This window comes from Mycobacterium sp. SMC-4 (assembly GCF_025263265.1).
GTDB lineage: Bacteria > Actinomycetota > Actinomycetes > Mycobacteriales > Mycobacteriaceae > Mycobacterium.
On sequence record NZ_CP079869.1, the window covers coordinates 1,594,715 to 1,618,130 of the forward strand.

The following is a 23,416-nucleotide window of genomic DNA, read 5'->3' on the forward strand; positions in this document are numbered from 1 at the left end:
TTCGCGTCTGCGGGGAAGTAATGGTGGAGGGTCGACATCAAACTCAGAGCAGCACAACGCCTTCGGCCACGCCGATCGCCCGAAGGTCGCGGTACCAGCGTTCGACCGGGTGTTCCTTGGTGTAGCCGTGGCCGCCGAGCAGTTGCACGCCGTCAAGGCCGATCTGCATGCCCTTGTCGCTGCCGAGCTTCTTGGCCAGTGCGGCCTCGCGGGCGAACGGCAAGCCCTGATCTGCGCGGGCAGCGCCACGCCAGGTGATCAACCGCAATCCGTCGAGTTCGATCGCGATGTTGGCGCACATGAACGCCACCGACTGCCGGTGCGCGATGGGCTCACCGAATGCGTGGCGTTCCTTGATGTAAGGGATGACGTAATCGAGCACTGCGTGCGAGGTTCCGACTGCCAGGGCCGCCCAGCCCAGCCGCGACAGCGCGATCGCCTCGCTGTAGTCGGCATCGGTGGCTTCGTCCTCGCCGAGGCGCGCGCTCACCGGGACGACGACGTTGTCCAATTGCACCCGGCCCAGCGCTGCGGCACGAATGCCCATGCTCGGATCGGCTTTGACCGTCAGGCCCTTCGTCGACCCTTCAACGAGGAAGAGCGCGGGCTTGCCGTTGAGTTGGGCGGCGACGATGAACAGTTCCGCGTCGGCGGCCGCCGGGACCAGCGACTTGACGCCGTCGAGGCGGTAGCCGCTGGGGGTGCGCACCGCGGTAGTCTTCAGCGCCGTCGGGTCGAATAGCGGCTGCGGTTCGGCAATGGCCAGGCACGCCTGGGGCACATTCTCGCCGGCGAACTCCTTGAGGTAGGTCGCCTGCTGATCGGCACTGCCCCAATGCGTCAACGCGGAGGCGACACCGCCGGGAGCCAGAATAGGCAAGGCCAGGCCCATGTCGCCGTAGGCCAGTGCCTCGGCGACCAACGCATTGGTGACCGTGCTGCGGTGCTCGGCGATGCCGTCGAAGTCCTCAGGAATCTTGATCGCCGTGATGCCGAGTTCGGCTGCTTTGACGATCAGGTCCGGGGGATAGGACGCGGCGGCATCAGCATCGTGCGCTGCCGGGCGCAGGATCTCCTCGGCGAACTCCTCGACGGTCGCGATGATCATCTTCTGGTCGTCGTCGGGAGTGAGGTCGAACGCGTCAGAGCCGCTGGACTTGAGCCGGGTCGCCGGCTTGCCGAGGCCCTGGATCCGCTTGAACTGCCGGGTGGATGCGCCTGCGGCAGAGAACGCCTGCTTCACGCCGTAGCGCAGGCCGCGGTTGAGCGGATCGCGCAGGTTGTACTTGTCCAGGAACTCCTGGCCCAGCAACGGAGTGATCAGGGCCAGGCCAATGTCGGTGGCCGAGCGCTTGTGCTTCTGCAGTCCCACAGCACTCTCGTGGTCGCGTCGCTTGGACGGCAGGGTATTCGTCATGTCAGCTGCCCTCGTCGGGTGTGGAAGAAGCGCGATCTACGCAACTGACTCCAGAGTAAGGTATCGGAACTGACTGATGAGTAAGTTTACTCTCATTGTTACGGACCTCACAACTATGGACGCCCGATAGGCCTATGGCAATCGCGGGGCCAGCGCGGCGAGCACCGCGTCGTGTATCAGCCCGTTGGTGGCTACCGCACTGCCGTGGTGGGGCCCCGGTTCGCCGGCCAGGCTGCTGAACCGGCCGCCGGCCTCACGCACCAAGACATCCAACGGTGCCAGATCCCAGAGCTTGACCTCGGGTTCGACGGCGATATCCACGGCGCCCTCTGCCACCAGGCAGTATGACCAGAAATCGCCGTAGGCGCGGACCCTCCAGACCTCGTCGGTCAGCGCCACCAGCCGTGCACGTGCGTCCCCCCAGCCGGTGGTCAGGTCGGAGTAGGACAGGCTCGCCGCGCTCAGGTCATCGACGCCGGAAACGGTGATCGGGCGGGTCTGCCCGCCGAACGAGGTGAACGCTCCCCGGCCACGGGCCGCCCACCACCGGCGACCCAGCGCCGGCGCGCTCACCACGCCGACCGTTGGGGTGCCCTCCTCCAGCAACGCGATCAACGTGGCCCAGACCGGCAGGCCGCGGACGAAGTTCTTGGTGCCGTCGATGGGATCGATCACCCACTGCCTGCCGGCACGATCGCGATCGCCGCCGAACTCCTCGCCGAACACGGAATCGTCGGACCGGTGGTGCGCCAGCTGCGCGCGCAACAACTGCTCGGCGTCGAGGTCGGCATCGGTGGCCGGGGTCATATCCGGCTTGGTCTGCACTCGGAGATCCATCGCGCCGAAGCGCTGCATCGTCAGCGCATCGGCCTGCGCGGCCAGTGCCAGCGCCAGCGCCAGATCGTCATCACCGGTGTTCGCAGGAGTGCCCATGACTGTCGTCCTACCATGTCCAGATGATTGAACTCGCGATCCTGTTCCTGATCGTCGGTGCCATCGCGGTGCTCGCTGCGCCGTGGATCATGCGCCGACGCGGGGTCGGCAAAGACTGGGTTCAGGGAACGCTGCTGGTCACAGGTGTCAGTCCGCGCCCGGACGGCGTCGAAGGCGAGCAGTACGTGACCATCACCGGGGTGATCAACGGTCCGACGGTCAACGAGTACACGGTCTATGCCCGGTTGGCCCTCGACGTGGCCAGTTGGCCCACGATGGGCCAACTGTTCCCAGTGATGTACGCGCCGAACAACCCGGAAAAGTGGGCCTTCGCGCCGCAGGAGCCCGCTGAGCCTTCTGGCCCCGCACAGCCGCCCACGCCCTGACCGGTCTCAGTTGTGGCCCACCACGCGCAACATCTCGGCCACGCTGGTGACCTTGACCCGCGGCCGGCCTGACCCCTGCCCGGCGTTGCGCTCGTACTCGTCGAGAAGCTTCCAGTGGTCGTTGGTCACCAGGTGGGGTTGGCGCTGCTGCAGCCAGCGCTGTATCTCCTCGGCGTGGTCAGCGCCGAATTCCGCGAGCTCGGCGGTCTGAAGATCCTCCAGCAGCGTGTCGACGGTGTCCTGAGAGTCCTTCTTGTTGCTGCCGATGACCCCGGTGGGGCCGCGTTTGATCCAGCCGACGACATACTCGTTTCGACTGCCCGTGATCCTGCCCTCGTCGTGCGGAATGGTGGCCGACCGCTCGTCGAACGGCAGCCCCGGCGTCGGCAGGCCGCGATAACCGACGGCGCGGACCACCAGTTGGGCCGGGACCTCCTCGCGCTCCCCGGTGTCCTTCGCGCTGACCCTGCCGTCGGGACCGGTGATCAACTGGTTGCGGCCCAGGACGATCGACTCCACCTTCCCGGCACCCCGAATCTCGATCGGTGATGTCCGGAACCGGAACACGATGCGCCGCTTGGCCTCTTGCGGGCTGACATCGGCGTAGCCGCGCAGCACCTTGATGTTGTTGCGCACGGTCTTGCCGGCGGCTTCGAGATCCTCTTCGGTGATGTCGGCGAAGTCCTCGGGGTCGACGATCACATCGACGTCCCCGAGACCCTCCAGCGCACCGAGCTCGCGCAGCTCCAGCGTGGTGAACGGAGCCTGCAGCGGTCCGCGCCGGCCGATGATCAGCACTTCGTCGACACCGCGTGCGTGCAGGGACTGCAGTGCGTGGTCGGCGATGTCTGTCTCGGCAAGCACGTCGGGGTCGCTGACCAGGATCCGGGCCACATCGATCGCGACGTTGCCGTTGCCGACGACCACGGCCCGCCCACCGGAGATGTCCGGCGATATCTCTTCGAAATGCGGGTGCGCGTTGTACCACCCCACGAAGTCGACCGCGGCCACGCTGCCGGGCAGGTCCTCACCGGGGATCCCGAGCTCGCGGTCGGACTGCGCGCCGATGGCGTAGATCACCGCGTCGTAGCGCTCGGCCAGTTCGGCCGGGTGGACGTGGTTGCCGACTTCGATGTTGCCGAAGAACCGGAAGCGCGGGTCACCCGAGGTCTTGTCGAACTGATTGCTGATCGATTTGATCTTGGGATGGTCGGGGGCCACACCCGAGCGAACCAAACCCCACGGGGTCGGGAGCATCTCGAGCATGTCGACTCGGACGTCACGGGCGGCAGTGCCGCCGGAGTCCGAAGCGGCCGACTTCAACAGGGAAGCGGCGGCGAAGTACCCGGAGGGCCCTGAGCCGACGATCGCCACGTGGTACGGGCGCAAAGGGGGCATGCGGAAGCTACCTTCTGTCGCTGCCCGAACGCGCGCAAGGGGCTGTCGCGTCGCGGCCGGGCGGGATGGCACCCCGATGCTAAAACGCCGAGCAGGTGACTCGGTGGTAATCGAGGCGGTCCCGCCGGAAATGCGTGTGAACCGGCCGGAAGGCAGCGACGACGGAGTGGGTCGGCGAGGTGGGTACCCTGATGTTCCGTGGATCCCGACCGTCAAGCCGATATCGCCGCCCTCGATTCCACGCTCACCACCGTGGAGCGTGTGCTCGATGTCGAAGGGCTTCGCGGTCGTATCCGCCAGCTCGAACAGGATGCCTCCGACCCCAACCTGTGGGACGACCAGAGCCGCGCGCAGAAGGTCACCAGCGAGCTCTCGCACGCCCAGGGCGAGTTGCGCCGGGTCGAAGACCTGCGCCGCCGGCTCGACGACCTGCCGGTACTCTACGAGCTCGCTGCCGAAGAGGGCGGCGCCGGCGGTGACGAGGCCTTCGCCGAAGCAGACACCGAGCTGACGCAGCTGCGCGGGGACATCGAGGCGATGGAAGTGCGCACCCTGCTGTCCGGGGAGTACGACGAGCGCGAGGCACTGGTCAACATCCGCTCCGGAGCAGGCGGCGTGGATGCCGCCGACTGGGCCGAGATGTTGATGCGCATGTACGTCCGCTGGGCCGAGCAGCACGACTATCCGGTGCAGGTGTATGACACGTCCTACGCCGAAGAGGCCGGCATCAAGAGCGCCACCTTCGCCGTGCACGCGCCGTTCGCGTACGGAACGTTGTCGGTCGAGCAGGGTACCCACCGACTCGTGCGCATCAGCCCGTTCGACAACCAGGGCCGCCGGCAGACCTCGTTCGCCGAAGTGGAGGTGCTGCCGGTCACCGAAACCACCGACCACATCGACATCCCCGAGGCCGATGTGCGGGTGGACGTGTACCGCTCCAGCGGCCCCGGTGGCCAGTCGGTCAACACCACCGACTCTGCGGTGCGGCTCACCCACATCCCGACCGGCATCGTGGTCACCTGCCAGAACGAGAAGTCGCAGCTGCAGAACAAGGTGTCGGCGATGCGGGTGCTGCAGGCGAAGCTGTTGGAGCGCAAGCGCCTCGAGGAGCGTGCCGAACTCGACGCCCTCAAGAGTGATAGCGGCAGCTCCTGGGGTAACCAGATGCGGTCCTATGTGCTGCACCCCTATCAGATGGTGAAGGATTTGCGCACCGAGTACGAGGTCGGCAACCCCGCTGCGGTGTTGGACGGCGACATCGACGGCTTCCTCGAAGCGGGGATCCGCTGGCGTAACAGGCGCGATGACGAGTAACGGCTACCTTGCGCTCTCGCCCGCAGAGGCGTGGCACAACTTCCTGCACGGCGACATCGGCGAGTGGTTCCTGACCAAGGGCGTGGAGATCGCGCTGCTGATCATCGGAGCGCTACTGGCTGCCCGCTGCATCAGCTGGGGGTCACGCAAGGTGACCCGCCGCCTCGAGGAGGGTTTCCAGTCCGGCGACAAGTTGGTGCGCTCCGAGGCCTCCAAACACCGGCAGGCGGTGGCGTCGGTGATCTCGTGGGTGGCGATCGTGCTGCTCTTCGTCATCGTGACCGTGCAGATCACCGATGTGTTGAATGTGCCGGTCGGATCGCTGGTGGCACCTGCGGCCGTGCTGGGCGCGGCGCTGGGTTTCGGCGCCCAGAAGCTGGTCCAGGATCTGCTGGCGGGCTTCTTCATCATCACCGAACGGCAGTACGGATTCGGTGACCTGGTGCAGCTGAACATGATCGGAGCGCCGGAGGCCTCCGAAGGCACCGTCGAAGAGGTCACGCTGCGGGTGACCAAGCTGCGCACCGCCGACGGTGAGGTGTTCACCGTGCCCAACGGCAACATCGTCAGGTCGTTGAACATGTCCAAAGACTGGGCGCGCGCGGTCGTCGAGATCCCGGTGCCGGTCACCGCCGACCTCAACCGGGTCAACGAGGTGCTACACCGCGTCGGCGACACCTCGATGGACGACCGCTATCTCAAGGACCTGCTGCTCGACCGTCCGTCTCTGATGGGGGTGGAGAGCATCGGGTTGGACAACGTGAACTTGCGGATGGTGGCGCGGACTCTGCCCGGAAAGCAGTACGAGGCCGGGCGAAGGCTGCGGGCGCTGGTTGTTGAAGCGCTCGGCGCCGAGGGTGTGGTCACCGCAACCGGATCGACTCCGGTGGTCGACACGTTGCCCCCGGGCGATGCCAAGGCCTCGCCCCAGGTCAAGCAGAGCCCAGGTGGTGAGCGGTAGCCCATGTCCGAACCGAGATTCCGGGTGCCGGCGCACCTGTTCCGGGGTCGTATCCGAACCTCGACGGTGGCGCTGATCGTCGCGTTTGTCGCGTTGTTCGCTGTGCAGCAGAACTACGAACCTCCCGAGCGGCCGCTGCCGCCCCAGCAGATGATCCCGCCGGGCTACGTCCCAGACCCCGATTACACCTGGGTGCCGCGCACCAACGTGCAGACCCGCGCGCCGGAGACCCCGCCGACCACGACGCCGACGCCGACGCCGACACCGACGCCGACCACCCCGACCACGACGCCGCCACCCGACGGCACACCGCCACCGGACGCCACGCCGTCCCCGACGGTCCCCGGCGCGCCGCCGGGTGTGACCACAACGGTGATCGATCCCGACGGTCTCGGCCCGCAAGGGCCGCAGACCTTTACCCAGGCACCACCGGCGCCGCCGCCGGTCACGAGCCCAGGTGTCGTCACGCCACCAGCGCCGGCGCCGCGGTAGCTCGGCGGCCACGGGGCCGTTCCCCGCTACACTGGCGTGCCGTGATGATCACCCTCGAGAATGTCTCCAAGCAGTACAAGTCGTCGGGACGCCCGGCGCTCGACAACATCTCGCTGAAGATCGACAAGGGTGAGTTCGTCTTTCTGATCGGTCCGTCAGGATCGGGGAAGTCCACGTTCATGCGCTTGCTGTTGGCTGAAGAACACCCGTCCTCGGGCAACATCCGGGTATCGAAGTTCCACGTCAACAAGCTCTCCGGTCGGCATATCCCGGCGCTTCGCCAGGTGATGGGGTGCGTCTTTCAGGACTTCCGGTTGCTGCAACAGAAGACCGTGTTCGAGAACGTCGCGTTCGCGCTGGAAGTCATCGGCAAGCGGGCCGACACCATCAACCGGGTGGTGCCTGATGTTCTGGAGATGGTCGGGCTGTCGGGGAAGGCCAACCGGCTGCCCGCCGAGCTCTCCGGGGGGGAGCAGCAGCGCGTCGCGATCGCGCGGGCCTTCGTCAACCGGCCGCTGGTTCTGCTGGCCGACGAGCCAACCGGCAACCTCGACCCCGAAACCAGTAAGGACATCATGGATCTGCTCGAGCGGATCAACCGCACCGGGACTACGGTGCTGATGGCCACCCACGACCACCACATCGTCGACTCGATGCGTCAGCGGGTCGTCGAACTCGAACTCGGCCGGCTGATTCGCGACGAACAGCGCGGCGTCTACGGAATGGATCGCTAAGTGCGCTTCGGCTTTCTCGTCAACGAAGTCCTGACCGGACTTCGTCGCAACGTCACCATGACGGTCGCGATGATCCTCACCACCGCGATCTCGATCGGCCTGTTCGGCGGTGGTCTGTTGGTCGTGCGGCTGGCCGATCAGTCGCGCGCGATCTACCTGGATCGGGTGGAAAGTCAGGTCTTCCTGACCAACGACGTCTCGGCCAACGACCCGACCTGCGACTCCGAACCGTGCCAGGCGCTGCGGCAGACCATCGAGGACCGCGATGACGTGCGCTCGGTGCGCTTCCTCAACCGTGATGACGCCTACGACGACGCCATCCAGAAGTTCCCGCAGTACAAAGATGTCGCCGGTCGAGATGCCTTTCCGGCCTCCTTCGTGGTCAGACTCGAAGACCCCGAGCAGCATCAGGAATTCGACCAGGCGATGGTGGGCCAACCCGGCGTGCTCAACGTCCTGAACCAGAAGGACCTGATCGACCGGTTGTTCGCGGTGCTCGACGGCTTGTCCAACGCTGCGTTCGCCGTCGCGCTGGTCCAGGCCATCGGTGCGGTGTTGTTGATCGCCAACATGGTCCAAGTCGCCGCGTACACCAGACGCACCGAGATCGGGATCATGCGACTGGTCGGCGCCAGTCGGTGGTACACCCAGCTGCCGTTCTTGGTGGAGGCAATGCTTGCCGCGCTGATCGGTGTGGTCATCTCGATCGTGGGTCTGGTCGCGGTACGGGCGCTGTTCCTGGAAAGGGCGCTCGACCAGTTCTACCAAGCCAACCTCATCGCGCGGATCGACTACGCCGACATCCTCTATATTTCGCCGATCCTGTTGCTCGTGGGTGTGGCCATGGCCGGGGTGACGGCCTATGTCACCTTGCGCCTCTACGTGCGGCGGTAGCCGGTGGCCAAGAAGACCAAAGCGCCCAAGGACAGCAACAACCAGGTTGTCGCTACCAACCGCAAAGCGCGGCACAACTACGCGATTCTGGAGACCTATGAGGCGGGAATCGCGTTGGTGGGTACCGAGGTGAAGAGCCTGCGGGAAGGTCAGGCGTCACTCGTCGATGCCTTCGCCACCGTCGACGACGGTGAGATCTGGCTACGCAACCTGCACATACCCGAGTATCACCACGGCAGTTGGACCAACCACACACCGCGCCGGAACCGCAAACTGCTGTTGCATCGCCGCCAGATCGACACGCTGGTCGGCAAGATCCGCGACGGAAACCTGACGCTGGTGCCGCTGTCGCTGTACTTCACCGGCGGCAAGGTGAAGGTCGAACTGGCATTGGCCCGCGGCAAGCAGGCCCACGACAAGCGCCAGGATCTGGCGCGCCGTGACGCCGCGCGGGAGGTGACCCGAGAGCTCGGGCGGCGGGTCAAGGGCAAAACGACCTGAAGGCCGGCGCGGCCGGCAGACAACAACACGCTGACTCTCTCGCATCCGGCCCAATGATCTGCGCCGATTAGCTAGTTTCTAGCTGGGCATTCCTGTCTGGTGGTTCGTCGGCACAGCGGGAAGGAGGCGGGTGACACCTACCTTCCAGCGACCGTGTGTGCTTCTCGTCGCCGCAGTCTCGGCGCTGGCGGTGGTCAACGCGCTGGCCTTGTGGGGCCAACAGGTGGCCGAGCAGGGCGAAACGCTGCTGCGGGCACTGACCAGCCTCGGTGCAGCGGCCTTGGGCGTGGTGATGGCGTCACGGATGAACGGCTTGGCGCGGTGGTGGCGGCTGCTGTCTGTCGGCGCATTGCTGACCTGGTTGATCGGCCAACTGATGTGGTTCGCCAGCGCCGCCCAAGCGGTGCCGGTGGTCGCGCAGGCGCTGTATGTGGTGATTCCGGTGCTTGCGCTGGGGTCGCTGGCGCTGCTGTTCACGTCCAGTGGTGGGGTGGCCCGGCGCGGCGGTGGCACCGTGCGGCACCGGCTGATCACCAACGTGATGGACGGCGTCGTCGCCGGTCTGTCGTTCCTGGTGCTGGCAATCCTGGGCCGGTTCGGCGCCAACACAGTCGAGTTGATATCCGGTTCGGAGGCGCCGGCGCCCGGCGTCGTCTTCGCCGTCGGTGAGCTGCTCGTGGTTGCCACCATCGTGATGATGGTGATGCTCTACGACGCAGACCGGCCCTATCGGGGGAATTTCCTGCTGCTGGCCGCCGGGTTGCTGACGCTGGCGGGGTCGGATCGGCTGGAGACCTATTTCCGGACCGTGGATGTGCAGGCCGGGCAGCTCTGGGCCGGCGTCGGGCTGATCATCGGTCCGCTGCTGATGGGTTTCGCGATGCTCGAACACCCGCAGCACCGGCCGGCCGCCGACTACGACGGATCCCGTGATCTGGATTGGGCGCAACTGATCCTGCCGTATTTCGGATTCGTCGGAATCACGATCTTGCTCACCTACCACCTGTGGATCGACCGGGACATCACGCCTGTGGTCTCTGGGCTGGTCATCACGATGATCGTGCTCATCGCAATTCGCCAGGTGTGGGCCACCCGGGCGCAGAACCAGCTGACGCAGCGATTGTTCTGGGCCCAACGTGGACTGGCCTACCAGGTGCACCACGACGCGCTGACCGGCCTGCCCAATCGGCTGCTGTTCGCGCAACGCCTCGATGCCGCCGTGCGTGACGGACCGTTCGTGCTGATCTTCATCGACCTCGACGACTTCAAGGAGGTCAACGACAGGTTCGGCCACGCCGCCGGCGACGAGTTGCTGTGCGCCGTCGGGGAGCGACTCAAGCGGTACGTCAACGAGGGTGACACATTGGCCCGGATCGGCGGTGACGAATACGCGATCCTGATCCGCGAAGACAGCGACGACCCGGACGTGGTGGCCGACCGGCTCCGGGTGGCCTTGCGCGAACCGTTCGCGATACACGGGTCCTCGCTGCGCGTGAAGGCGAGTATGGGTCTGGTCCACTCCGATGTCGGAGGTCCGTCGCAGACCTCCGACGATCTGCTGCGCCAGGCCGACATCTCGATGTATGCCGGCAAGCGGATGGGGAAGGACTCGGCGGTTGTTTACCGCCCCGCCACTAGCCGGCAGTGGGACTTCCCCACGGCGCTGCGGACCGCGGGCGGGGCAGTGCCCGACGGCTTTCGTCTGGTCTACCAGCCCGTCGTCGACCTCACCGACGGCACCCTGGTGGCCGTCGAGGCACTCGCGCGATGGACGGCCCCCAACGGCACCGAGATCCCCCCGGAGACGTTCGTGGCCGCCGCCGAGGCCGCCGGTCTGGGCGCCCGCCTCGATGAGCTGGTGCTGGGGCTGGCCTGTAGCGAGGTCACAGCTGCCGGTCTGAACGTCGACCTGCACGTCAACGTGGGTGCAGCGCGGCTGGGCAGTCCGGGGTTCGAACAGGACGTGCGACGCGTCCTGACGCGACACCGCCTACCGCCGCGGCGCCTGGTGCTCGAGATCACCGAGACGCTGCCGATCCTCGACCTCGCCGATGCGGCTGCGCAGATCGAACGGTTCCGTGCGGTCGGTGTGAAGGTCGCGCTCGACGACTTCGGCGCCGGCTACAACTCGCTGACCTACCTGCATGCGTTGCCGGTGCACATGGTCAAACTGGACCGCAGTCTCGTCGTCGGTGCTGAACCGGAGCGTGATCTGGCGCTGTACCGCTCGGTCATCCGGCTGTGCGCGGAACTGTCGCTTGACGTCATCGCCGAGGGCATCGAGACGACGGTGCAGGCCGGCACCATCCTCGCGGCGGGCTGCCGACTGGCGCAGGGCCATCTGTTCGGCCGGCCCACGGCCCTGGCCGACGTCCGACGCGAGTGGCGTCAGCCCGGCGACGCGGCGGATCAGGGCGGACCTCTGCGTGATCCGACTCAACTCACCAACGAAACGCCGTGAGCCCGGGGGAATGAAACGCCGTTGGGCGCTGTTGGTCAAACCGGTAGTATGGAGGTTTCCCGGCAACCGGTCGGGGAGCACTCAGGAAACACCTCAAGGGGGCTGAACGGTTTCGACTTCGAGCATCGAATCAAGGGAAGCGTGCCGGTGCAGGCAAGAGACCACCGTTAAGCGTCGTTGCAACCAATTAAGCGCCGATTCCAATCAGCGCGACTACGCTCTCGCTGCCTAAGCGACAGCTGGTCCGTCAGACCGGGAAAGCCCTCGACCCGGACCCTGGCGTCATCTAGAGGGATCAACCGAGAAGTTCGGTCGCGGAGCTCCTCGGGACAACCAACAGCGACTGGGATCGTCATCCTGACTTGTTCGCGTGATCAGGAGATCCGAGTAGAGGCATAGCGAACTGCGCACGGAGAAGCCTCGAGGGAATGCCGTAGGACCCGGGTTCAATTCCCGGCAGCTCCACAACGAAAGGGCCGCAGAGATGCGGCCCTTTTCGCGTGCGGGTGCGGTTCCGCCACCGTGAAGTTCTGCGCTGTCGCTCAGACTTCGCGGTCCTGGTCTGCGCTCGCCAGTGCCGACCGCAAGGCGCGGGCTTGGCTGGCGAAGAAGCGTTGCGACACCGAGGCATTCGGCACAATCATGTCGAACGCGTGAAACGCGCCGTCGGCAATCTCGACGTGGGTCGGGACACCGGCCTCCTGCAGGCGGCGACCGAAGTCAACGGACTCGTCATAGAACAGGTCCAATGTGCCCACCCCGATCCAGGTCGCCGGCAGGCCGGCCAGATCGCATCGTCGAGCGGGCGCGGCAATGTTGGGATCCGCGGCGCCCAGATACCAATTCCATGCGGTCTGGTTGTCCCGACCAGACCACAACACGCGCGGCGTGGCGCTGGCAGTGATTCCGGTGCGGTCGTCGAGCATCGGGTAGACCAACATCTGCAGCACGGGCGCGGCTTCGCCGCGGTCCCGCGCCAGTAGTGCCAGGGCTGCTGCGAAACCACCACCGGCGCTGGCTCCGCCGATCGCGATGCGTGTCGGGTCGACCCAGGGTTGCCGGATGAGCCACTGCAGAGCGGCGTAGCAGTCCTCAAGCGGGGTCGGATACGGGTGTTCGGGCGCCAGCCGGTGATCGACAGCTGCGATGGACACGCCGGTGAAGTTCATCAACGTGCGGCAGAATCTGTCCTCCTGCGCCGCGGCGCCCATCACGGTGCCGCCCCCGTGGATCCACAACAGCGCAGGCCTGGGTTCATCTGCCCCGGTCGGGCGGTGCAGGCGTACCCCGACATCTGCAGTGACCGCGACGGTGGGCACGTTGTTGAGCCGTCCGGTGCGCGCCGCCAGATTCATCAGCGCCCGGGGAACCGTCAAGCCACGGTGCAGTGCATAACCGCCCGGCAAGAGGCGCGCCGCCCGTCGCAGCTCGGGGTCGACGTCGCGGCTTTCAGCTCCGAGCCTGGCCATCAGCCGTCCGCTCCTCGATTGCGGCATCCCATTGTCCGTGCAGATGTTGCACCAGCGGCTCGGCGCGACCGAAGATGATGCTCTCGAGCCCGTGCTCTACACCTCGTTGGCATTCTTCTGCGGCGGGGAAGTCCTCGTCGCGCAGCACGGCGGTGGCGCCGTCGAACCCCGCCTGAGCCAGCAGCCGGTCGGCGTCGTCCCTCATCGGGTGCAGCGCGCCGCCATGCATGTGGACGACGCACGTGCCCGGGGTGTCCCCGGGATAGATCCGCAGCATCAGCGTGGACACCGGCGATTCCACCAGGACACAACTCGGAAAGATGCCGTAGACCACCGATCCGCTGAATCGGTCGGGCCAGTCCTGTTCCGGAAGATCGCGGAGGTCTTCGATGTTGCGGAACGGGAACGCCCACCGGCAATGAGGTCCGAAGAGGTCGAAGACGGAGTTGTTCGTGACGATCGGCGCCAGCGTGTCCTTGTGCAGGAACGGGAAGTGGTAACCCTCGAAGTTGACGTCGACGGCCAGCTTCCAGTTCGCCCGCAGGTGCAGAACCATGCTCTGCGCGTGCGCATACCGGTCGAAGCCGAAGCCGGCGAGATCATCGAGTGCGTCGTCGAGAAAGCCGTCGAGCGAGACGGACTCATCGAGCCCCAGGACGATCAGTCCGGCCTGTTCGGCAACGGGCAGTGGACGTAGTCCGAGGCCGGACACGTCCACCCCCTCGAACATCCGGCGTTGCGGCAGACTCGCCAGTCGGCCGTTCAGGTCGTAACTCCACGCGTGGTACGGGCAGGTGAACCGCGAGGCCCGGCCGCATCCCGATGCCACCTGAGCGCCGCGGTGTGCGCAGATGTTCGCGAAAGCCCTTGCGCACCCGTCTTTGTCGCGTAGCAGCAGCACAGGCGTGCCTGCGACGTCTTTGGTGGTGTAGTCGCCGGGCTCGAGGATCTCTCCGCCCCAGGCGACGACGTGGGGTGATCGCCGCATCATCGCTCGGTCGGCGGTGAATCGTTCGACACTGGTGAATACGTCGGCGGGAGCGATCAGAACGTCTTCGGCGACGTCGAGCGTGTTGGTCTCGAGGTGACCGAGGACCCGGCGGGTCATAGAGCGAACGAAAGGTAGTTGAGTGGAGGTGTTCTCGGCGGCTTTGCGCACCGGCGCCAAGACGTCGTCCAGCTCGCTCTCGGTCGTGAACGAGAACGCTGGGGCGGCCGCGTCGCCGTCGAATGTGGACATCTCCGTACGGCTGTCGGTCATCGCCCGACGCCTCCGTTGGTCATTGCCGGACGGTCAGTCGCTCCGATCGAGTACCAGCGGGCCGCGCTCTTGGGCTCGGCGTCGAAACGGTCGAGCCACCGTTGCGCGAAAACCGGCAGGTGTGCGGTCGCCGGGTCGTGATGGGGAGCCTGCGACCGCACCAGCCCCACCAGCATCGCCAGGAGTTCACTCCTGGGCACCCCCGCGTAGGTCGATTCACCCGGGAGCTCGCGTGTGGCCCGGAGCGTCACCCGGAAAGCGCTGACGGACAATCCGTTTGGTATCAGTACGCTGTAGTGTCCGCCATCGCACTCGGGCACGTGCTTGGCGAATCCGCGCGAGATGATCTTGAGTATCTGATCGATGTGCTTGACGACGCCCACGATCGTCTTGAGTCGGTAGGGGTAGCTGTCGTGCACGGCGTCATACACCCGCAGCGCCGAGCTGCGATGTTCGATTTCCTCGACGAAGTGCCACAGAAACAGCGAGGAGACCCTTTCGTCGCCGGGTTGGAACAGTTTGTCCTCGTGGTCCAGGAACACCTTGAAGTACGGGGTGAAGGTGGCTTCGATGACCGCGGTATAGGCGAGACGCCAGGCCAACGGTTTGGTGGCGGTCAGACGCTCGAACGAAGCCTCCACCTCCGCCACCGTCTCGCGCAGACCGGGCCAGCGCCGAGTCAACGCCCGGGTGTGGCTGGCGTGGGCCGCGGCGTGCTGGGCTTCCTGCCGCAGGTAGGAATTGGCTTCTTCGACGACTTCGGGATCCCGGATCAACGGGATGCCCTCTCTGGTGGCGTCGACGACGAACTTCTCGAACCCCGGCGCGAAGAACGAGATCATGTTGCACAGCATCCCGAACGCGGGCCGCTCCGGTTGCCAATTGAACGGCACGTCTGCGCCTGCGAAGTCGAACCGGATTCGCCGCACCTGAAGGTCTGTCATCGTCCGATTCCGCCTCTCCGCACCGCACGACTGGACACTGCTTGCGATGTGTCAACTCCAACGCTAGCATCGGCCAAGCAGCGCGCACAACGGCACCGGAACGGTAGGTATGAATCAATCGAGCGTCAGCGATACCGTGGAATGCGCTGCACACGGCAATCCCCTGTTGGGGGTGCCGTTCGGTGCCTCCGATGCCGCGATCCGCGCAGCGGTCGACGATGCCAGCGTGCCTGCGCTGCTGATGTCGATGGTGCACATGACCGGTGATCTCAGCCTGCTCGACGAGTTGCCGAGACCGTACATGCTGATCCCCATGGACCTGCAGGGCGGGATGAGCGAGCCTGACAAGCAGATTGTCCGTGACCGAGCATTCCACGTCATCTGCGACTACCGCGATCGGGGGTGCCCGCCGCCCTTCGTCCCCGATAGCCGGCAGATGCGTCGGATGCTCGATGTCATATCGGCGGGCGAAGTCACTGAGGACTACATCGACTATGTCGCCGCTGATCTGCGGCTCACCGATGACGATGAGCTCGGACCGACATTGACCTCCACCGCCGATCAGCGTGCGGACTTCCCTGTCGTCGTGATCGGTTGCGGTGAGGCGGGTCTGCTCGCCGGGATCAAGCTCAGACAGGCGGGTATCCCGTTCACGATCGTGGACAAGCAGTCCGGAGTGGGCGGCACCTGGCGTGCCAACCGGTATCCGGGATGTCGTGTCGACATCGCTAATCAGTACTACGCCTACTCTTTCGAACCGACCGACCACTGGTCGCACTACTACTCCGAGCAGCCCGAGATCCTCGAATACCTCGAAAACGTGATGGCGAAGTACGACATCGCCCGCTATACGAGGTTTTCCACCGAAGTCACCGGTGCGAGCTGGGATGACGAGTCGTCGATGTGGCGCGTCGTCGTCCGCAGCCGCAGCGGTGTCGAGGAAGAGTTGCACGCGCGGGCGTTGATCTGCGCAGTGGGGCAGTTCAGCAACCCGGTGATCCCGAACATTGCGGGCGCCGAGGAGTTCGTCGGACCCTCGTTTGACACTGTCGATTGGCGAGATGACGTCGACGTGACCGGCAAGCGGGTGGCCGTGATCGGCGCCGGCGCCAGCGGCTTCCAGCTCGTGCCCGCCATCGCCGACCCCGCCGAGCGAGTCGACGTGTACCAACGCACCGCACAGTGGATGGCACCCAACGTCGCCTATCATGACGCGATCCCCCAGGGTGCAAGATGGGCGATCCGTCACCTACCGTATTACGGCCGCTGGCTGCGATTTGTGTCGTGGTGGCCCTTGACCGACGCCGCCGAGGAACGGGTGATGATCGATCCCGATTGGGACACCGGCGGACTGTCCTGCGGCCAAGCCAACCACGACGTGCGTGACATGCTCATCGCGTGGATGCGGGCCTTCACCGACGACGAAGAGTTGCTCGCCAAGGTCATTCCGGACTATCCGCCGATGGGCAAGAGAATGCTGCAGGACAACGGAACCTGGCTCACAACGCTTCAGCGAGACGATGTGGAGCTGATCTGCGACGGCATAGCAGAGATCACCGCTGAGGACGTGGTTACTGTCGACGGCGCGCATCGGCCCGCCGACGTGTTGGTGTGGGCCACCGGCTTCAACGTCAACCACCCACTGGGCCCGGTCGATATCAAAGGCCTCAACGGTGCTTCCCTCAACGCGGCGTGGGGAGACTCGCCGTATGCCTACCTGGGTATCACCGTGCCGGGATTTCCCAACTTCTACTGCATGTACGGGCCGGGGACCAACGGCGTCAACGGCACGAGCATCATCTACAACTCCGAGTGTCAGATGCGCTACATCATGGGGTGCATCGACATGGTGCTTGCTAACAACGCGAGTTTGGCCGCGCCGCGGGCGGACGTGTGTGCCGACTACAACCGACGTAATCAGGCCAGGTTGAAGACCATGGTCTACACCCACCCGAACGTGGTCAGTTACTACAAGAACGCCGCGGGTGATGTTCCGTCGCTGTACGGGTTCAGGATCGTGGACTACTGGAAGTGGACCCGCCGTCCGGACCCCGATGACTACGAGATGCGTTACTAGCGCACGCTTCCGGTGCCCGCCTCAGGTCGGGACGTACTCGCTGATGATGCGGTGCACGACGTCGGGTTGATCGAGATGCATGAAGTGACCGGCAGACTCGATGATCTCGTGGCGGCTTCCTGCTGGCAGAACATGAGCTCCGAGCTCACCGAAGCGGACGTCGACGGCGCCGTCGATGCGCCCATGCATCACCAACATGGGGCAGAGGGGGGCGTGGCGCATCGCGTAGCGGTCGAGATCGCGATGGTGCCGGGCGCGGCGCAACGGACGAAAGGCCGCTCGGTAGTACGACAGGGCGGCGGTGCGGTGGCGTCGGTCGGGTAGGCTGCGCCGCACGTGATCGAGATCGGCGCCGGCGTCGTAACCCGGCGGACACCAATCCCGCCACAATTTCGGCAGCATCCAGTCGAGGTTGCGCTCGGAGATCCCCGGTAACTGCTGGAACATGATGTACCAGCTCATCCGCAGCTGCGCGCGAAGCAGCCGAAGCACGTCGCGGCCGTTACCCGCACCCCGGTCCAGACCCGACACGATCGGCACCCCCATCGACACCACTTTCCCGAAAGGGTTGTGCGGAAAGGCCGCCATCGCGTTGGCGGTCAAGCCGCCCCAGTCATGACCGACGAGCACAGCGTCGGGGCCCCCGCCCAGCGCCTGGTGCAGTGCGACGGCGTCGTGCATCAGCGCGCCGATGCCGTAGTCACCATCGCGCGCGAGTTCGGTCGGTGCGTAGCCGCGCATGAACGGTGCGACCACACGGAACGATTCGTCGGCGAAGCGCGCACCAAGGTACCGCCACGTCCAGGCCGTGTCCGGATACCCGTGCAGGCACAGCATCAGCCGGCCGTCCTCTGGGCCCCAAGCCAACGCCTCGAATCTCAGATGCGGAAGATCAAGCGACAATCGCTGCGGCTGCACCGTTTCAGCAGTCATGTCAGGGCTGCGGACGTTCGCTCGGAGTCATTGTGTTCAGGGATGTTTCGGGGACGGCCGTCGACGCGCAGGAAGCTGCCGGTGCGCTGCCTTCCGAGCAGATCACTGCGGTGTCCATCGGCGAACACGGTGCGGCCGGCGACCATGACCTCCTTCACGGTGGCGTCGTTGCGGTTGACCATCCGCCGCAAGCCGCCGTAGGCATCGATCGGCGCTTCGTGATACGTGTCGAGAGACGAGTCGAGCCGCTCGGGATCCACGACGACGACATCGGCCCAATCGCCGACGCGCAGATGCCCCGCGTCGAGTCGATACCAGTCGGCCAGTTCGCCGGTGAGCCGGTGGACCGCGCGTTCGACGGTCATGAACTCCTGGCCGGCGCGCTCGGCATCCCGAACATGACGCAGCAGGCGCAGCCCGCAGTTGTAGAACGCCATGTTGCGCAGGTGTGCTCCGGCGTCGGAGAACCCCATCTGAATACCGTTCTTGACGGCGAGTTGGCGGAGCATCTTCGGACGGTGATTCGAGATCGTGGTACGCCACCGCAGGTTGTTGCCGTGCTCAAGAACGAGGTCCAGGAACGCGTCCACCGGGTGCAGGCCGCCACGCTCCACACCGACGTCGCCGAATGACTTGCTCATCACCGTCTGGTCGGGACAGGACACGATCTCGGCGTCGAAGAAGTCACGATGCCAGGCGCGCGGTCCGAACTTGCTGTCGTAATCCTTGCGGAAGGCTCGGCGGTACTGCTCGTCCTTGATCAGCGCATTGCGTTCCAGTTCGGTCTTGAGGTGCAGCGCTGCGGCGCCCGAGCCGAACTCCTCGAAGATGACCAGGTCGATACCGTCTGCGTACACCTCGAACGGAACCGGCAGGTGTTGAAACCGCATGTCGCCGCCGAGGCGGTTGGCCATCGCGGCAAGAGCCACGGTGAGCCACATGCCAAGGGGCGCCGACTTCATGTCGGCCGCCGCCAGCAGACTTGTCTTCAGCCGTGGGCGGCCGAAACCGACCGACTGCAAGGCCTGCGACACGATGTTGTGCGGGTGGGTGATGTCCGGACCGGACTGCAACGCGCGGTCGCGCGTGCGCAGCATCGACTTGAGGCGACGAAGCTCCCGAGCTTTCGCATAGGTCGAGGGCAGCGTGCGGGAACGGCAGACGTCGCCGTCGATCCTGTCGAAAAGCAATTGCTGCGAAGACATTCCGACGAATCCGGCATCGAGCGCCTCGGTGAGCATGCGCTCCATGCGGGCCTGCTCGGCGCGGGTCGGCCGGACATCTTTTCGGGTGGCGCGGTCTAGTCCCATGACCGCGACGCGAATGTCCGAATGCCCGATGAAGGCGGTGACATTGGGGCCGAGCGGCAGGGTTTCGAGCGCCTGGATGTACTCGTCGGCGGTGTCCCACACCTTGTGCTCACCGACGATGCGCACCACATGCTCGTGCGGTATCGCCTCGACGCGGCCGAACAGGTCGGCGGCCTCCGAGGCGGTGACGTGCACAGTCGACAGCGAGCATGACCCCATGACGACGGTGGTCACGCCGTGCCTCAGTGACTCCGACAGCTCGGGCGCAGCCAGCACTTCGGCGTCGTAGTGGGTGTGGATGTCGATGATCCCCGGGATGACCCAGTTCCCCGTGGCGTCGACGGTTTCGACGCCTTCGATCGGCTCGGTCGTGACCGCCGCGATACGGCCGTGGCGAATGCCCAGGTTGCGCACGGCCGACGGACCGCCGGTGCCGTCGAACCAGCGGCCGCCCAAAATCACCTTGTCGAACGTCATGCGCGAGCACTCCCTTTCGCGATCTCGACTGGACAGTTTACAGATTTCGTCAACCCTGTGTGCTAGGTTGCCGCCGTGGGCTTCCTGAAACCCAACATGCCGCGGCTCGACGTCGCGCACTGGCTCACCACGAGTCGCTCCGAGCGCATCAAACCGATGGCACGGCACATCGCCGAACACGGGATGGGCAACCCCGACGTGTTCCACTTGCTGTACGCGGTCAAGATCGGTCTCTACATTCTGGGCGGCCTCGCTTTTGCGCTGACCACTTCGGGGATCGACGGATGGACGAACGTCGCGACGTGGTGGAGCGAGCCGATCGTGTTCCAGAAGGTCGTGCTGTGGTCGTTGTTGTTCGAAGTGCTCGGCCTCGGTTGCGGATTCGGTCCGCTGACCGGAAAGATCGCACCGCCGATGGGCTCGCCGCTGTACTGGTTGCGCCCGGGCACCATACGACTCGCCCCGTGGCCCGACAAGATCCCCTTCACCGGTGGTGATCGGCGCACGGTCGTCGATGTGGCGCTCTATGCGGCACTGCTCGTATCGACGGTCTTCGCGTTGGTCGCCGACGGCGCGGATCCCATCCCGCAGTTGGATACGGCGATCGGGCTCATCCCGGCCGAACGCATCATCCCGATCCTCGTGGTGCTCGCGGTGATCGGCCTGCGGGACAAGGTCATCTTCCTGGCGACCAGGGGCGAGGTGTACGGCTCGCTGACCGTGACGTTCCTGTTCGCCGGCCCGAACATGATCGTCGCTGCCAAGCTCGTCATGCTCGCCATCTGGATCGGCGCAGCCACGTCGAAGCTCAACCGACACTTCCCGTTCGTCGTCGCCACCATGATGGCGAACAATCCGCTGGTGCGGGCACGGTGGATGAAGAGGAGGTTCTTCCGCCGTTTTCCCGACGACTTGCGGCCGGGGCGGATCGCGCAATTCTTGGCGCATTTCGGCACGCTCGTCGAGTTCGGTGTGCCCCTGGTGCTGTTCTTCTCACCTGGCGGTGTCCTCACCTACCTCGCGGCCGCCGTGATGATCATCTTCCACCTGGTCATTCTCACGGCGATCCCGCTGGGCGTGCCGCTTGAGTGGAACGTCTTCATGATCTTCGGAATAGGCGCGCTGTTCGTCGACAAAGCTGCCCTCGGTGTGGCTGACGTCACCGAACCGTGGCCGATCGTCACGTTGCTGGCCGTGCTGTTGGCCACGATCTTGATCGGCAACTTCTGGCCCACGAAGGTGTCATTCCTGCCGGGTATGCGGTACTACGCCGGCAACTGGGACACCTCCCAATGGTTTTTCACCGAATCGGCCAGCCAGAAGCTCGCAGATCACCGGATCGGGCTCGGACTGGTTCAGCACAAACAGATCGAGAAGCTCTCAACTCCGGAGGGCACGCACGTATCTCTGGCGCTCGGGCACGCGTTCCGCGCGATGTACGCGCACGGGCGAGCGATGCTGACGTTGTGGGATCACGTCATACCACCCGGACGTGACGCCGACTACACCGTCATCGATGGCGAACCGGTCGCAGGCTATGCGCTCGGATGGAGCTTCGGTGACGGCCACCTACACAACGAACAACTCATCGCGGCACTGCAACGGCGCTGCCATTTCGAACCGGAGGAGTTGCGCGTCCTCATCCTCGACGGGCAAGCGATGCATCAGCAGTGGCAGCAGTACCGGATCGTCGACGCCGCCACCGGCGAGCTCGAGCGCGGCCGCTTCCGCGTCGCCGACGTGGTGTGTCGTCAGCCGTGGGAGCACGATGTGCCCATCACCGTTCTCGACAAGCTCGCAGGTCGCACCGATCAGCGTTGATGCCGGGCGATCTCGGAGGTCACGACGGGCCCGAGCCACCGGCGGATGTAGCTGCGCAAATCCTTGCCGCGGCGCGGTGGACGACCCGGGTCGATCATGAACGACTGCAGCATCCGGAGCATGTACTCGACGAGGTCGTCGATGGCTTCGTCGTCCATTCCCATCGCGGCCCAGTCGACGTCGAGGCCGGCCAGGATCCCGTGGCCGAACTGCTTGGCCATAGTGGACGTCACTCCGACAGACGTGCTGCCCAGATCATTGGACAGCATCAGCTGCACCGGTTTGTCGTCGGGGATCCACTCCAGTGTGAAGGCAAAGCTCTCCACCAAAGCATCCACCGGGTCCTCGATACCGCCCAGATGAGCGACCAGCCGCTCGATGAAGCGCAGCCCGGAGCGGTTTGCGACCGCCTCCACCAAAGAGTTTCCCGGGAAATAGTTGTAGACGGTCTGACGGGATATCTCCAGGGCGCGAGCGACGTCGGCAACGCGCATCGTCGCGCCCCGTTCATCGATGGCCGCGCTTGCCGCGTCAAGGATTCGTTCGATGGCCTCTTCGTCACTCGCAGGGGTGGCTCCGCCCCACCCGTGGGTGCGCATGGTCAGTGATCTTGTCGGTGTGATGTCGCAGGTGTCAATCCGACCCCACAGGTCGTCGCACTCAGGCGTCCTTGAGCCGCACCAGCCGGGTGGTCGAGCTTTCGTCGAGTTCGACGATGTCCGAGCGCGAGCGCAGGAACTCACTGAACGACTTGAATCCCAGCGACTTCTCACTGAACGACGGGTCCATCCGCTTCATCTGCGCCTTCACCACGGAGTTGTGCAGCCAGTCGACGTCGTCCTTCTCCAGCCCGATCCGCAGTGCGCGAACCAGCAATCCGGTAGCTGCCGCCTGCCCGTCCGGCTCGTCTGATTCGTCGGGTTCGTTGTCCGGTTCGGACTTGCGTCGCCCGCCGCGACGCTTGGGTTCGTCGTCGGCCGACACCGGAGGAGGCTCGGCGACCGGGATCCCGGGCAGCGCGTCATAGCTGACGAACTCGTCGCATGCCGCCGCCAGCATGCGGCTCGAGGATCCGGCCACTCCGATGCCCACCACGTAACGGCCCAGCCGCTTGCACCGCTGCGCCAGCGCGATGTAATCGGAGTCCCCGCCGACGATCACCACATGTGTCAGGTCCGGCAACCGGAACATGTCCTCGACCGCGTCGACGGCCAGGCGGATGTCGGCACCGTTCTTCCCGTACGCCGCGGCCGGGAAGAGTTGGACGAGGTCGACCGCGCGACCCACCAGTTGCCCGCGGTAGGCGGCGTTGATGTCGGCCGACCAGTCGGCGTAGGCCCGGGTCAGCACGAGGGTCCCGAACGACGACGCGAAGTCGATGATCGCCCCGACATCGACGGTCGCTCGGGCCAGCCGCTCCGGACTGTCGTCGAGGCCCTTGGCTTTGTCGCGTTGAAACGAATTGCGGCCGTTGACCTGGTCATACCGCGAGATCACGATGTTGTCGAAGTCGAGGTACACCGCGACACGGGCCGCGCCAGATTCGGTCATGGCCTCAGTCTGCTTCATGAGTCGCCGTCGGTGCCGCTGGGTTGGTCATTGTGTTCGTGAGAACATCGTGTGATGACACCGC

The 23,416-nt window shown here is 65.4% G+C and carries 20 protein-coding genes and 1 other RNA gene; 11 read left to right on the forward strand and 10 right to left on the reverse strand.

Annotation, left to right across the window (positions count from 1 at the left end; genetic code table 11):
- Window positions 1–43 precede the first annotated feature (43 nt).
- Window positions 44–1,417, reverse strand: a complete 1,374-nt coding sequence (locus tag KXD98_RS07580; protein WP_260762937.1) for an acyl-CoA dehydrogenase family protein — start codon at window positions 1,415–1,417, stop codon at window positions 44–46.
- 132 nt (window positions 1,418–1,549) lie between these two features.
- Entirely contained in the window at window positions 1,550–2,350 is an 801-nt protein-coding gene (gene hisN / locus KXD98_RS07585; protein ID WP_260762939.1) for a histidinol-phosphatase, read from the reverse strand.
- A gap of 23 nt (window positions 2,351–2,373) precedes the next feature.
- Here hisN and KXD98_RS07590 point away from each other — a divergent pair, with 23 nt between their 5' ends.
- On the forward strand, window positions 2,374–2,736 hold the full coding sequence (locus tag KXD98_RS07590) for a hypothetical protein (protein WP_260762942.1): 363 nt from the start codon (window positions 2,374–2,376) through the stop codon (window positions 2,734–2,736).
- Between the two features lie 6 nt (window positions 2,737–2,742).
- On the opposite strand, the gene KXD98_RS07595 is transcribed toward KXD98_RS07590, so the two are convergent.
- A complete protein-coding gene (locus KXD98_RS07595) occupies window positions 2,743–4,134 on the reverse strand; it encodes an FAD-dependent oxidoreductase (protein WP_313901273.1) in 1,392 nt (463 codons plus the stop codon).
- Between the two features lie 198 nt (window positions 4,135–4,332).
- On the opposite strand from KXD98_RS07595, the gene prfB reads away from it, so the two are divergent.
- The 8 genes from prfB (at window position 4,333) to ssrA (ending at window position 11,959) form a co-directional block, all read left to right on the forward strand.
- Window positions 4,333–5,448: a peptide chain release factor 2 gene (gene prfB / locus KXD98_RS07600; protein WP_260762943.1), complete on the forward strand. Its 1,116-nt coding sequence runs from the start codon at window positions 4,333–4,335 to the stop codon at window positions 5,446–5,448.
- On the forward strand, window positions 5,438–6,409 hold the full coding sequence (locus tag KXD98_RS07605) for a mechanosensitive ion channel family protein (RefSeq protein ID WP_260762945.1): 972 nt from the start codon (window positions 5,438–5,440) through the stop codon (window positions 6,407–6,409). The genes prfB and KXD98_RS07605 overlap by 11 nt, the downstream gene beginning before the upstream one ends.
- A 3-nt stretch (window positions 6,410–6,412) precedes the next feature.
- The gene (locus KXD98_RS07610) at window positions 6,413–6,901 is read left to right on the forward strand and encodes a hypothetical protein (protein WP_260762947.1); all 489 of its coding nucleotides are present in this window, start codon (window positions 6,413–6,415) and stop codon (window positions 6,899–6,901) included.
- Window positions 6,902–6,945: 44 nt separating this feature from the next.
- Complete coding sequence (ftsE, locus tag KXD98_RS07615) at window positions 6,946–7,635, forward strand: cell division ATP-binding protein FtsE (RefSeq protein WP_260765058.1); 690 nt, start codon at window positions 6,946–6,948, stop codon at window positions 7,633–7,635.
- A complete protein-coding gene (gene ftsX, locus KXD98_RS07620; RefSeq protein WP_260762949.1) occupies window positions 7,636–8,529 on the forward strand; it encodes a permease-like cell division protein FtsX in 894 nt (297 codons plus the stop codon).
- Between the two features lie 3 nt (window positions 8,530–8,532).
- A complete protein-coding gene (gene smpB / locus KXD98_RS07625; RefSeq protein ID WP_260762951.1) occupies window positions 8,533–9,030 on the forward strand; it encodes an SsrA-binding protein SmpB in 498 nt (165 codons plus the stop codon).
- A gap of 130 nt (window positions 9,031–9,160) precedes the next feature.
- A complete protein-coding gene (locus tag KXD98_RS07630; protein ID WP_260762953.1) occupies window positions 9,161–11,491 on the forward strand; it encodes a bifunctional diguanylate cyclase/phosphodiesterase in 2,331 nt (776 codons plus the stop codon).
- Window positions 11,492–11,589: 98 nt separating this feature from the next.
- Window positions 11,590–11,959, forward strand: a transfer-messenger RNA (tmRNA) gene (gene ssrA / locus KXD98_RS07635).
- A gap of 74 nt (window positions 11,960–12,033) precedes the next feature.
- On the opposite strand, the gene KXD98_RS07640 is transcribed toward ssrA, so the two are convergent.
- Genes KXD98_RS07640 through KXD98_RS07650 form a run of 3 tightly spaced genes read right to left on the reverse strand, consistent with a single transcriptional unit; the run spans window position 12,034 to window position 15,165 of the window.
- Entirely contained in the window at window positions 12,034–12,960 is a 927-nt protein-coding gene (locus tag KXD98_RS07640) for an alpha/beta hydrolase (protein ID WP_260762955.1), read from the reverse strand.
- Window positions 12,941–14,221, reverse strand: a complete 1,281-nt coding sequence (locus KXD98_RS07645) for an aromatic ring-hydroxylating dioxygenase subunit alpha (RefSeq protein WP_260762957.1) — start codon at window positions 14,219–14,221, stop codon at window positions 12,941–12,943. Before KXD98_RS07645 ends, KXD98_RS07640 begins: the two co-directional genes overlap by 20 nt.
- Window positions 14,218–15,165, reverse strand: coding sequence for a metal-dependent hydrolase (locus tag KXD98_RS07650; RefSeq protein ID WP_260762960.1), 948 nt, complete (start codon window positions 15,163–15,165; stop codon window positions 14,218–14,220). The genes KXD98_RS07645 and KXD98_RS07650 overlap by 4 nt, the downstream gene beginning before the upstream one ends.
- A gap of 109 nt (window positions 15,166–15,274) precedes the next feature.
- Here KXD98_RS07650 and KXD98_RS07655 point away from each other — a divergent pair, with 109 nt between their 5' ends.
- Window positions 15,275–17,242 carry an NAD(P)/FAD-dependent oxidoreductase gene (locus tag KXD98_RS07655; RefSeq protein WP_260762962.1) on the forward strand — a complete coding sequence of 656 codons (1,968 nt, stop codon included), beginning with the start codon at window positions 15,275–15,277 and terminating at the stop codon, window positions 17,240–17,242.
- A 21-nt stretch (window positions 17,243–17,263) separates the two neighbouring features.
- Here the strand turns inward: KXD98_RS07655 and KXD98_RS07660 are convergent, their stop codons facing one another.
- Complete coding sequence (locus KXD98_RS07660; protein WP_260762964.1) at window positions 17,264–18,175, reverse strand: alpha/beta fold hydrolase; 912 nt, start codon at window positions 18,173–18,175, stop codon at window positions 17,264–17,266.
- Window positions 18,172–19,962, reverse strand: coding sequence for an amidohydrolase family protein (locus KXD98_RS07665; protein WP_260762965.1), 1,791 nt, complete (start codon window positions 19,960–19,962; stop codon window positions 18,172–18,174). The genes KXD98_RS07660 and KXD98_RS07665 overlap by 4 nt, the downstream gene beginning before the upstream one ends.
- A 75-nt stretch (window positions 19,963–20,037) precedes the next feature.
- Between KXD98_RS07665 and KXD98_RS07670 the strand changes: the two genes are divergently transcribed.
- Complete coding sequence (locus KXD98_RS07670; protein ID WP_260762967.1) at window positions 20,038–21,783, forward strand: DUF3556 domain-containing protein; 1,746 nt, start codon at window positions 20,038–20,040, stop codon at window positions 21,781–21,783.
- On the opposite strand, the gene KXD98_RS07675 is transcribed toward KXD98_RS07670, so the two are convergent.
- Together KXD98_RS07675 and KXD98_RS07680 are read right to left on the reverse strand one after the other, a co-directional pair.
- Window positions 21,774–22,382 carry a TetR/AcrR family transcriptional regulator gene (locus KXD98_RS07675; protein WP_260762969.1) on the reverse strand — a complete coding sequence of 203 codons (609 nt, stop codon included), beginning with the start codon at window positions 22,380–22,382 and terminating at the stop codon, window positions 21,774–21,776. The two genes, KXD98_RS07670 and KXD98_RS07675, sit on opposite strands and share 10 nt — an antisense overlap.
- Window positions 22,383–22,443: 61 nt before the next feature.
- On the reverse strand, window positions 22,444–23,334 hold the full coding sequence (locus KXD98_RS07680; protein WP_260762971.1) for an NYN domain-containing protein: 891 nt from the start codon (window positions 23,332–23,334) through the stop codon (window positions 22,444–22,446).
- Window positions 23,335–23,416: the final 82 nt, after the last annotated feature.